We start from the raw sequence: 11,405 nt of genomic DNA, 5'->3' as shown, positions 1-11,405 counted from the left end.
GGAAATAGCCGACTATCTGAACTTCAGCGACCAGAGCGCCCTGACCAATTTCTTCCCATTTAGACATAGATGCTGGAATCAACAAAAGGCAGTTTGATTTCTCAAACTGCCTTTTACTATCATTAAATTATGGAATTTAAAAACTTAACGCTTTGTAATGGTTTACCGATTTCTTGCTCGCAGTATGCAAATAGTAGCTTTTCAAGTTCCTTCCATATGGTTTTGGGAAGTTCTATAGGCGTATCTTCGCCCCACTGATAAGCGAGAATTTGTGGTAATCCAGCTATCACAGAACGAGAAATACTGAGATTCGTGGTTTCTCGCACCTGCAACCAGAATGGCTCAATACCATCCTCATGTAAAAAAGCATTAGCACTAGGCACAACCCCCGCTAAGGACAGCAATTGCCATCCAAGCATTATCGTTCCCAGTTGTACATTACGACGACGAATTTGCTTGGAATAGTTTACAACGGTATCAAATACCTTCCGATCTACATCATACATAGCAAATAGTTCTTGAATCAGCTCACTCGCTACTGCAGCGTAAGCAATATTATCTAAATTCACGTCTAACGATTCTACCACATAGGAACCATCAATTTGCGTCACATTTACATATTCACCATCAGGTACAACTGTGATATACATGGCACTAAAGGGACGTAAATAGGAACTGTTACGCATGGTCATCATACGCTTATGCGGTATAGATGCACGAATGAGCCCTAAGCTAGGTGTGATAAAAGTAAATACGGAGTATAGCTTATATTTTTTTCGACTAATGACGATGGCAGGTGTGTTAAAACCACCATTAAGCTTCTTCATGTTCTTCTTCCGTTGTTTCCTCTACCGGTAAAGGTGTTACTTTAATACGAGAAACGCGATACCCTTGCATTTGTGTTACTTCAAAGGTATATCCCAATGCATCGACCGTATCACCAACGATTGGCGTCCGTTCTAAGAGACCAAATACATAGCCCCCGATTGTATCAGAGTCAGAATCGTCAATTTCAACGTCCATCATTTCTTCTACTTCGTCTACGAGAACCTTACCATCAAATTCAAAGGATCCATCTGCATAAGCGATTTTAGCTGGTAAGTGTGGTTCATGTTCGTCTTGAATATCGCCAACGAGTTCTTCAATAATATCTTCAAGACCTACGAGACCAACCATACCACCATACTCATCCACAACAACAGCTTGATAAATACGACGAGTTCTCATGTATTGTAGTAATGTAGATAATTTCATTACTTCAGGCACAGTTAAAATATCTCGTTTAACATTACGCAAATCCTTACGCGCTTGATTAGGACGTTCCATGAGGTCCTTAATATGAACAAGACCGATGATATGATCCTTATCCTCCACACATAGAGGATAACGGGTATGTGCTTTAGAACGAATAGATTTCATCGCTTCATCGTAACCGTCTTCAACGAAAATACAGTCCACATCTTGACGAGGTACCATAACCTCTTTGGCCCTACGGTCCACAAAGTTAAATACATTGTCGATCAACTCGGATTCCACTTGATCTAGTTGACCTTCTTCATGGCTTCGAGAAATCATCATACGAATTTCTTCCTCAGAGTATACAAGGTCTAACTCTGTTAAATATTTTGTTTTGTAAAAGCCCAAAATAACTGTGGAGATTTTGCTAGCAATCCAAATAAACGGATATACCAAACGACCTGCCGCTACTACGATACGGCAATATGTATTTACGTACTTTGTTGGGAAGGATAATCCTAATGCTTTAGGTACGATTTCACCAAAGATAAGAACAATTAAGCTAATAAATAGCAATAAAAGTATATCTAGTACGAAGTGCATCCATGTACTATGCACATTAAATACCGATACAAGTTGATCTACAATATTATCAAATACATAGGTACCTGTTCCTGCAAGGGCTAAGATAAAGAATAAAATCAAAAACTGCGTCGTATTCAAGAAATACTCAGGGTTTTGATAGAGCCTTAATAAAAACTCCCGATCCTTTTCCAAGAGGATATCCATATCCTCTACATGCTCTTTACGAAGACGGGCAAAGGAGAACTTTGCAACCACAAAAAAGTTAATTAAAAATATACATACAAGACCAAACCCTATGGGTAACAGGCCATCTACACTATCCATCTTAATTCCTTTCATACAATTGAGAAAACAAGTTAGTTTTTATTATAGCAAAAATTATTTTCTATAACCAAGTTCAGATAACATGCCAGATTTATTACGCCAATCCTTTTTAACCTTAACCCAAAGGTCTAAGTACACCTTTGTAGCCAATAGTTTTTGAATATCTGCACGCGCTTCAGCACCTAGTTGTTTTAACAAGGCCCCTTTTTTACCGATGATGATGCCCTTTTGGGAATCTCGTTCACAGTAGATAGTAGCGCGAATATAGGTTGTGCCATCATCACGAGTTTTCATTTCATCTACGTCTACAGCGATAGCATGAGGAATTTCATCACGAGTAGACAATAAGATTTTTTCGCGTACGATATCGGAAATAATTAAACGTTCTGGTTGATCCGTAATCATATCTTCTGGGAAGTATTGCGGACCTTCAGGTAATGTTTCCTCTAATACCTTAAGAACTTCAGTTAAGTTCTCTTTATCTTTAGCAGAAATAGGAATGACACCTGCAAATGGATATGCATCTTGATAAGAAACGATGGCTTCTAAAAGCTCTTCTTTTTTGAGGGTATCAATCTTGTTAACTACTAAGAACACAGGAACCTTTACACGTTTTAATTGTTCAATAATGAAGTTGTCCCCAGGGCCGCGCTTTTCATTACCTGCTACTACAAATAAAACAGCTTCTGTTTCTTTTAAGGACTCAATGGCAGCGTCTACCATGAATTCACCTAATTTATGTTTTGGCTTATGTACACCTGGCGTATCCATGAAAACAATTTGTTTTGCTTCATCTGTATATACACAGATAATGCGGTTACGCGTTGTTTGAGCCTTATCGGATACGATAGCGATTTTGTCGCCAATAAGGGCATTAATTAATGTAGATTTACCAACATTAGGGCGTCCTACAACGGCGACAAAGCCAGATTTAAAATGTTCGTTCTTATTCATTGTATGGTGCATCCTCCCGCACATAACCGAGGTTACCTAAGATAAATTCCTCTTCGGTACGCATCTCTTTTTTCTCTTCATCGTTCATATGGTCATAGCCTAAAATATGTAAGCAACTGTGAGTCGTTAAATACGCTAATTCTCGTTCAAAGCTATGTCCATATTCAATAGCTTGTTCACGAGTACGCTCTAAGGAAATAATCATATCCCCTAGTAAGTGATGTTCCTCTTCACTACCTTCGTAATCATCCCCTTCATTTAGAGCAAAGGACAATACATCGGTTGGTCTATCAATACCGCGATACTCCTTATTAAGCTCGTGAATTTTAGCATTATCGCAAAGTAAAATACTCATTTCATCTTCTTCAAGGCCATATACGCGACTTACTTCATCACAAACTTTACGGATAACGGCCTCAATACTGGAATCCTCTTGAATTCCTTCATCATAGCTAATATTTATATACATGCTTATCCTTTCGCTACATTCTCTTTAGATACCGCGTTAATTTCTGCAGTCTCACCAGCTAACTTACGTTCGTGATATGCATCGTAAGCTTTTACAATACGACCTACTAAATCATGACGAACAACGTCTTGGTCGCTAAAGTAAACCATATTAATACCATGCACATAACGCAATACCTTTTCAGCCTCGCCGAGACCAGACACAACACGTGGTGGCAAGTCAATTTGTGTCTTATCACCGTTCACAACCATTTTAGAATTATTACCTAAACGGGTTAAAAACATTTTCATCTGTTCAGCCGTTGTATTTTGTGCTTCGTCTAGAATAACGAAGGCATTTTCTAAGGTACGACCACGCATATATGCTAGTGGTGCTACCTCTATAGTACCGCGTTCCATAAATCGTTGTACTTGCTCGATACCAAACATTTCATGTAATGCATCATAAAGAGGTCTCAAATATGGATCTACCTTGTCTTGTAATTCACCAGGTAAGAAGCCTAATCGTTCACCAGCCTCTACAGCAGGGCGAGTCAAAATAATTTTATCTACATTGCGGTTTTTTAAATAGAATGCAGCTAACGCTACGGCTAGGAATGTTTTACCTGTACCAGCAGGGCCAATACCAAAGGTAATGGTATTTTTACGAATGCTATCTACATAGTATTTTTGACCTTCTGTTTTAGGCGTAATATTTTTACCCCGCATGTTTACGGATAAGGTATCTTCAAACATAGTATGTACAGCATCTGCTTTGCCATTAGCAACGAGTTTTGCGGCAATACGAACTTGAGACTCGGTGATGGTACTGCCTTCACGGTATAAGAACACAAGTTCTTCTAACGTGCGATATAGGGCCTCTACTTGTTTTTCATCGCCCTTGATAACGACAGTATCACCACGTGCCACTACATCTGCAGAGATGACTTCAAGCATCATATGCAGATATCGATTATGTTGACCTAGTATGGATTGTGCTAGGTCATATGTTGGAAATGTAAAAACTTGTTCGCTCATATAACCTCCTAATCTATAAACTTACGAACGGCTTTGCCATTTAAATAATCACATAAATCACCTTGATGAGCATCTAGTTCGTCTAACTTATCATCAATTAAATCTTGAACGCGCCACCACCCCATGGACCAATTCGTAAAGAGCGTATTATCTTCAGGTGCTCTCCCGACAAGACGCTGTAATACAATGTCAGGATGTAAGTGACGTACAAAATTCACAACCCGATCAGCATATTCTTCGGCACTAATTAAGGTGAATTGCCCCCCTTGATACCACTTAGCCATCAATGTATTTTTTACAATATATAAAGCATGCAGTTTAACTTGATCTACACCAAGAGCTGACAAAATACGGGCTCCTTCAATAGTATCCTTCATAGTATCCCATGGAAGATTTACTATCATATGGGTTGTTACATTAAATCCATATCTCTTAATGCGCAATACAGCATCAATAAATTGAGCTAAATCATGACCCCGATTAATTTTCTCTAATGTATCATAATTGACCGTTTGCAATCCTAATTCAATATAGATATCCTTTTGAAAGCGATCTCTAATATCTGCCAATATGTCTAAGTATTCATCGGCAATACAATCTGGTCGCGTCGCAATAGCAATGCCTACTGCTTCGTCGATGCAACCTTGCTCCATATAGCTTTTAAAATCATCAAGTCCCAAATAGGTATTACTAAAGTTTTGATAATAAGGTATAAATTTTTTCGCCTTATATTTAGGACCTATGTGAGCAATATTTTCCTCTAATTGCATACGCACTGTCATCCAAGCAGGGCGATTTTCATAGCCCGCACCAATTTCTCCGCAGAAGGTACAGCCCCCTACACCGGCCGAACCATCACGATTAGGACATGTCAGCGGTAAGGCAACAGGTAATTTATAAACCTTTTCCCCATAGGTTTCTTTATAATATTTAGATACCATGCGGTATCGTTTTGGTCTCGTTGTATCGGTCATAACACTCCTATTTAACTAACCAATCATCGCTTGTGAAATTTAACAAGCCTCTATTTCAGGACGTATAAAGGGTTTTACCTCTTTATTAACATCGATAATTACTGTAAATGGTGTATTAGGTACGTTATCTATGCCTAATACATGTGCCGTATCTTCAGACATTGGCATTTCTACATATTGTTGGCGAATCTTACGCCATTCTTTGAAGGTATAGTTTGGAATATACTGAGATGCAATCTCTTCGTTGCGCCAAAATGATTCCCCTTCTTGTAAAAGTTCCTTTGTTTGCTTCGGCAAGCCAACGGCTTCGCTACGAACCTTACCTCGATAGCTAACAAGTGTATCGTATTGTAATAGTTCGGCTGCAACCTTATCGCCTTTAGACAAGAAGAAATTATACAAGAACTCAATTTGGTCGATATCTTTCAAATTAACCTTATGATGTCCAGCGTCAAGCCAGGCCTGTGTCATTTCACAGAAATAGGTGAAAGCATCTTTTTTAGGCTCCACTTTAGAAGGATCATACTTTTTCATAGGTGGTACATGATTTGTTACTGTATCTTCACCAGTTATAGATGTATCAGTATGTTCCTTTATGAGCTTGGTACCAATATAGCCAAAGACGGTTCTAAAACGCTCACTATTATAGAAGCGTTCAAATACATCTTCAAAGTGCTTTAAAAAGCGTATATCTTTATAAGGTAATACATGAGTGGTTAGTACCTCATATGGCGCTAACGGATCACTAATATATTGGTATGCCTCCATGCGGCGTACACCAGATCCTTTTAATAGTTTCAAGAATCCTATTTGCAGCGCATGAGGTTGTAAGCTAAATAAATCATTGAAGGATAATCCAAATCGCGCTTTATTTTCGTAAGGCAAACCTACAATTAAATCCATATGTACATGTGTACGACCAGCCTCAATAATAGGACGAATTGCCTTTTGAATGTACGGCCAATCGTTATATCGGTTAATAGCGTCTAAGGTCTTTTTATGTGTACTTTGTACGCCCACTTCGATTTGAATACGCCCTGGTGGTGTTTCACAGAGAATATTTGTTTCCCATTCCGTCATGAGCTCAGGCTCCATTTCTAAATGGAAGTTCGTCTCTGTATTGGCATCTCGCATAAATTCCATCAATGGACGATGATGATGTGGTGCACAGTTAAATGTTCTATCTACAAACTTAACTTGCTTTACCTTATGGTCGATAAACCATTGTAATTCTTTAAAAGTTCGCTCTTGTGGGAAGAATCGCACTGTATTCTTATTGCCAGATAAGCAATACTGACAAGAGAATGGACATCCGCGAGAGGATTCATAATAGATGATTTTATGTTCTAAATCCTCCATATCCTCTTCTACATATGGGAATGGAATGGTACTAAGATCTTTAACCTCTACGGCCTCAGTGGAGCCCATAAGTTCACCTGTAATATGGCGGCCCCGTACACCAGGGATTTCTTCTCCTAATCCATCCTTACCATTTTGTAATGCACTAATGAGTTGGTAGAAAGCTTCTTCCCCTTCACCTTGTACAACATAGTCTACAGCATGGCAACGATTTAGAATTTCATCGGCAGTGAAAGATACCTCCGGACCACCTAAGATAATTTTAATATCTGGTCGAACTGCTTTCACCATGTCCACCACATGTAAGGTCATTTCAATGTTCCAGATATAGCAAGCGAAGCCCAATACATCTATATTGCGCTCTGTAATATCGCTAAGAATATGTAAAACAGGCATATTAATAGTATATTCTACTATATCGTATGCCTGTCCGTGAGCCTGCCCGTAGGCTTTGAGATACCGCAAAGCCAGGGAGGAATGTATAAATTTTGAGTTTAATGTGGATAAAACTACGTTCATAGGTCCCCTTTAAATCATCGAATGGCTCAGCCACCGTCTAGTCATAATATATATATTATACCATTAAAAGAGCCCAAAGATAAAGGAAACAATAGCCCCCACTAAAATGACAACCCCTACTACAGAGAGGATAATGCCACCGAAGAATACAACAGCTGCTAAAACAACAGCTAATATGATAATCAAAATGATGCGACTAAGCCAGCTTGTACTATTAAAGCTATACACCTTAACATGTGGCCCATATTGATTGTACTCTTCACCGCGTTGATACTCTTCGTTCATATTACTAGGTGTAGAGTCCACATGAACAGAGTCTCCTACCTCTTCAATGGTTACACCATCAAAGTCACGGCGTTCATCATCAGATAATACGCGTGTATTAGGTTCTGCAGCACGTGTATTACTACTGTAGCTATCACTACGCTCACTACTTCTATATGTATTTTGATTGTTATTTATATTGTGTTGATCATTCATTGTTAAGTCCTTTATATGACCAAAATAATAATTAATTTTATACAACTTATTATACCATACTTTAATATAAAAAATGCAAATAAATATCCCCTATAGATATGAATTCATATATCTATAGGGGATATTTTTATTTGTATTGCTTATACTACTTTAGGCTAACGCACAAATTAGTCTTTCAAGTATTTTTGAAGCAATTCATTTACCATACCAGGATTAGCACGGCCTTTAGATTCTTTCATAACTTGACCTACTAAGAAGCCAATAGCCTTACCATTGCCACCTTTGAAATCTGCCACTGGTTGTGGATTATTAGCAATAACTTGCTTAACGATTTCTTCGATAGCACCAGTATCTGTGATTTGAACAAGACCTTCTTCTTTTACGATAGTATCAGCATCCTTGCCGGATTCCCACATAGATACGATAACTTTTTTCGCAATTTTACCGGAGATTGTACCTTTATCGATAAGAGCAATCATACCAGCCAAGTTTTCTGGGCTTACTTTAGATTCAGCGAATGTTAAACCACTTTCATTAATCATCTTGGACAAGTCACCAAGCATCCAGTTAGCAACAGTCTTAGCATCTGCACCTGCTTTTACAGTAGCATCTAAGAAATCTGCAGTTTTACGAGATACAGTAAGGATTGTTGCATCTTCACGAGACAAACCATATTCAGATACAAAGCGTTCAATCTTAGCATCTTGCAATTCAGGTAACGCACGACGTACTTCTTCGATTTTTTCGTCCGTAATTACAATTGGTACCAAGTCTGGTTCAGGGAAGTAACGGTAATCGTTTTCTTCATCTTTCTTACGCATACCAATAGTAATGCCTTGAGCATCATCCCAAGTACGTGTTTCTTGATCTACTTTGCCGCCTGCTTCAATCAACTTAGCTTGACGCAAGGCTTCGTATTCAACAACCTTTTGAATAGCTGTTAAGGAGTTAACATTCTTAGTTTCTGTACGTGTACCAAACTCTTTAGTACCGCGCAAACGTACGGATACGTTACAATCACCACGCAAGGAGCCTTCTTCCATACGACCGTCAGATACTTCTAAATATTGCAAGATGGAACGTAGTTTTTCAACATATGCTCTTGCTTCTGCACCAGAACGAATATCTGGTTCAGATACGATTTCAAGAAGAGGAACACCTGTACGGTTGTAGTCAACGTTAGAAGATTTAGAATCGGAAATAGTGTTACCACTGTGAACGAGTTTACCTGCATCTTCTTCCATGTGAATACGCGTAATACCAATGCGTTTAGTTTCACCATTTACTTCAATGTCCAAATGACCATTTAAGCAAATTGGCAAATCATATTGAGATGTTTGATAGTTTTTAGGCAAATCAGGATAGTAGTAGTTTTTACGGTCAAATTTATTAAAGTTTAGAATTTCACAATTCAATGCTAAACCAACTTTGATAGCAAATTCTACTACTTGTTTATTTAACACAGGCATAGCACCAGGTAAGCCAAGGCATACTGGGCATACATGTGTATTTTGATCGCCGCCGAATTCAGTGGTACAACCACAGAAGATTTTAGACTTAGTCTTAAGCTCTGTATGAACCTCTAAACCAACGACTGTTTCGTATTTACTACTCATAGAGAAACCTCCCCAGTTGGTGCTACTAATTGACAGTCTGGACGTGCTTGTTCAAATGTGAAAGCGGCACGTAACAATGTTTCTTCTCCCATAGCAGGACCGAGCAATTGTAAGCCGATTGGCAAATTGCTGCTACTCATACCTGCTGGAATGCTAATACCTGGAATACCTGCAAGGTTTGCTGGTACTGTACAGATATCTTCTAAGTACATTGCCAATGGATCATTTGCTTTTTCACCAAATTTATAAGACGTATTAGGTGCAGTTGGTGTTAAAATCAAATCCACCTTGGAGAATGCTTCATCAAATTCATTTTTAATAAGGCGACGAACTTTCAATGCTTTCAAATAATAAGCATCATAGTAACCAGCGCTCAATACATAGGTACCTAACAAGATGCGGCGTTGTACTTCAGGACCAAAACCTTCTGTGCGAGTTTTAGTAGACATATCTACTAAATTATCTGCAGGTACACGCATACCATAGCTTACACCGTCATAACGAGCCAAGTTGGAGCTAGCTTCGGCCAATGCAATGATATAGTAAGCAGACAATGCATATTTAGAATTAGGCAAGGAAACCTCAACGATTTCAGCACCTAATTTTTTGTATGTTTCGATAGCTTCTTCAATAGCTTTACGAACTTCGCTATTGAGACCTTCACCAAAGAATTCTTTTGGTACACCAATTTTTAGATTTTTTACATCATTTACAAGTGCTGTAGTGTAGTCTACACGAGCACCAGGAATAGATGTGGAGTCTTTTGTATCATGGCCAGAGATTGCATTTAATACTAACGCTGCATCTGTTACATCACGTGTAACAGGTCCAATTTGATCCAAAGAAGATGCGAAGGCAATTAAGCCATAACGAGATACATTACCGTATGTTGGTTTTAAACCTACAACGCCACAGAAGGATGCTGGTTGGCGAATAGACCCACCTGTATCAGAGCCAAGAGCCCAAATAGCAGAACCGCTAGATACAGCTGCTGCACTACCGCCAGAAGAACCGCCTGGTACGCAATCAGCATTCCAAGGATTAGATGTTTTAGCTAATGCAGAATTCTCTGTAGAGCCACCCATAGCAAATTCGTCCATGTTAAGTTTACCAAGGCTAATATAATGATTGTCTTGTAAACGTTCAATAACAGATGCATTGTATGGAGGCACAAAGTTTTCCAACATTTTAGATGCACATGTTGCAGGTTCATCTTTAATACAAATATTATCTTTAATTGCACCAGGAATACCTGCCAATGGGGAAATAGCATCACCTTTAGCAATTGCTTCATCTACAAGCTTAGCTGTAGCCAAAGCACGATCATGAGAATCGGATAAGTACGCATGTACAGTCGGTTCCACTTTCGCTTTATGTGCAATAACAGCATTCGTCAATTCAACAGCGCTGATTTCTTTATTCACTAGTTTCTTGTGTAATTCATGAATTGTTGCCACAGCGAAACCTCCTATTCTTGTACAACGCGAGGTACTTTAAAGTACCCATCCTCTGCTTCTGGCGCATTGGATAAAGCTAAATCATGATCAAGGGATGGTTTTGTTTCATCCTCTCTAAATACATTGTGCAATGGTACTGCATGAGCCATAGGCTCCACACCATCAAGTTCTAATGCATCTAGTTCAGCAACATAAGTCAAGATGTCGGACAACTCTTTTTCTACATGTGCCATATGTTCTTCCTTAACTTCCAAGCGTGAAAGTAAGGCGATTTTTTTAATTTCCTCTTGGCTGATTTTCATCGAGACACATCCTTTCATATCTTATTATTATATAGCATAGATGTTTTATTTTCAAAGGGAATAACACATCTATGTTAAATATATAAATATAGAATTAAGAATTAAAAGATACTT

General features: G+C 38.6%; 11 protein-coding genes. All 11 read right to left on the bottom strand.

The annotated features are described in order from the left end of the window. Positions 1-122: 122 nt before the first annotated feature. Positions 123-827 (bottom strand): DNA repair protein RecO, encoded by a 705-nt coding sequence (locus Q7P05_RS03690; protein WP_303930535.1) that lies wholly within the window; start codon positions 825-827, stop codon positions 123-125. Next, the gene (locus Q7P05_RS03685) at positions 814-2,145 is read right to left on the bottom strand and encodes a hemolysin family protein (RefSeq protein ID WP_303930537.1); all 1,332 of its coding nucleotides are present in this window, start codon (positions 2,143-2,145) and stop codon (positions 814-816) included. The genes Q7P05_RS03690 and Q7P05_RS03685 overlap by 14 nt, the downstream gene beginning before the upstream one ends. A 54-nt stretch (positions 2,146-2,199) precedes the next feature. Continuing rightward, on the bottom strand, positions 2,200-3,099 hold the full coding sequence (gene era / locus Q7P05_RS03680) for a GTPase Era (RefSeq protein WP_195185797.1): 900 nt from the start codon (positions 3,097-3,099) through the stop codon (positions 2,200-2,202). After that, complete coding sequence (ybeY, locus tag Q7P05_RS03675; protein ID WP_303930532.1) at positions 3,092-3,568, bottom strand: rRNA maturation RNase YbeY; 477 nt, start codon at positions 3,566-3,568, stop codon at positions 3,092-3,094. The genes era and ybeY overlap by 8 nt, the downstream gene beginning before the upstream one ends. A 2-nt stretch (positions 3,569-3,570) precedes the next feature. Beyond that, positions 3,571-4,584: a PhoH family protein gene (locus Q7P05_RS03670; protein ID WP_303930530.1), complete on the bottom strand. Its 1,014-nt coding sequence runs from the start codon at positions 4,582-4,584 to the stop codon at positions 3,571-3,573. A gap of 8 nt (positions 4,585-4,592) precedes the next feature. Next, a complete protein-coding gene (locus Q7P05_RS03665) occupies positions 4,593-5,558 on the bottom strand; it encodes a TIGR01212 family radical SAM protein (RefSeq protein WP_303930528.1) in 966 nt (321 codons plus the stop codon). A 39-nt stretch (positions 5,559-5,597) separates the two neighbouring features. Continuing rightward, on the bottom strand, positions 5,598-7,436 hold the full coding sequence (locus tag Q7P05_RS03660; protein WP_303930526.1) for a B12-binding domain-containing radical SAM protein: 1,839 nt from the start codon (positions 7,434-7,436) through the stop codon (positions 5,598-5,600). Between the two features lie 63 nt (positions 7,437-7,499). After that, entirely contained in the window at positions 7,500-7,916 is a 417-nt protein-coding gene (locus Q7P05_RS03655) for a hypothetical protein (protein ID WP_024066171.1), read from the bottom strand. Between the two features lie 167 nt (positions 7,917-8,083). After that, complete coding sequence (gene gatB, locus Q7P05_RS03650) at positions 8,084-9,532, bottom strand: Asp-tRNA(Asn)/Glu-tRNA(Gln) amidotransferase subunit GatB (RefSeq protein WP_295201478.1); 1,449 nt, start codon at positions 9,530-9,532, stop codon at positions 8,084-8,086. Further along, the gene (gene gatA / locus Q7P05_RS03645; RefSeq protein ID WP_303930522.1) at positions 9,529-10,989 is read right to left on the bottom strand and encodes an Asp-tRNA(Asn)/Glu-tRNA(Gln) amidotransferase subunit GatA; all 1,461 of its coding nucleotides are present in this window, start codon (positions 10,987-10,989) and stop codon (positions 9,529-9,531) included. Before gatA ends, gatB begins: the two co-directional genes overlap by 4 nt. 11 nt (positions 10,990-11,000) lie before the next feature. Further along, positions 11,001-11,291, bottom strand: a complete 291-nt coding sequence (gene gatC, locus Q7P05_RS03640) for an Asp-tRNA(Asn)/Glu-tRNA(Gln) amidotransferase subunit GatC (RefSeq protein WP_004696952.1) — start codon at positions 11,289-11,291, stop codon at positions 11,001-11,003. Between the last annotated feature and the right edge of the window lie 114 nt (positions 11,292-11,405).

The sequence above is a fragment of the Veillonella dispar genome, assembly GCF_937975875.1.
GTDB lineage: Bacteria > Bacillota > Negativicutes > Veillonellales > Veillonellaceae > Veillonella > Veillonella dispar_B.
This window is presented reverse-complemented; position numbering and strand designations above follow the sequence as displayed.

Excerpts from the sequence above, each read along its gene's own strand:
- gatB (WP_295201478.1), bottom strand. The coding sequence starts at position 9,532 with ATGAGTAGTAAATACGAAACAGTCGTTGGTTTAGAGGTTCATACAGAG.
- era (WP_195185797.1), bottom strand. The coding sequence starts at position 3,099 with ATGAATAAGAACGAACATTTTAAATCTGGCTTTGTCGCCGTTGTAGGA.
- Q7P05_RS03660 (WP_303930526.1), bottom strand. The coding sequence starts at position 7,436 with ATGAACGTAGTTTTATCCACATTAAACTCAAAATTTATACATTCCTCC.
- Q7P05_RS03690 (WP_303930535.1), bottom strand. The coding sequence starts at position 827 with ATGAAGAAGCTTAATGGTGGTTTTAACACACCTGCCATCGTCATTAGT.
- Q7P05_RS03685 (WP_303930537.1), bottom strand. The coding sequence starts at position 2,145 with ATGGATAGTGTAGATGGCCTGTTACCCATAGGGTTTGGTCTTGTATGT.
- gatC (WP_004696952.1), bottom strand. The coding sequence starts at position 11,291 with ATGAAAATCAGCCAAGAGGAAATTAAAAAAATCGCCTTACTTTCACGC.
- Q7P05_RS03670 (WP_303930530.1), bottom strand. The coding sequence starts at position 4,584 with ATGAGCGAACAAGTTTTTACATTTCCAACATATGACCTAGCACAATCC.
- ybeY (WP_303930532.1), bottom strand. The coding sequence starts at position 3,568 with ATGTATATAAATATTAGCTATGATGAAGGAATTCAAGAGGATTCCAGT.
- Q7P05_RS03655 (WP_024066171.1), bottom strand. The coding sequence starts at position 7,916 with ATGAATGATCAACACAATATAAATAACAATCAAAATACATATAGAAGT.
- Q7P05_RS03665 (WP_303930528.1), bottom strand. The coding sequence starts at position 5,558 with ATGACCGATACAACGAGACCAAAACGATACCGCATGGTATCTAAATAT.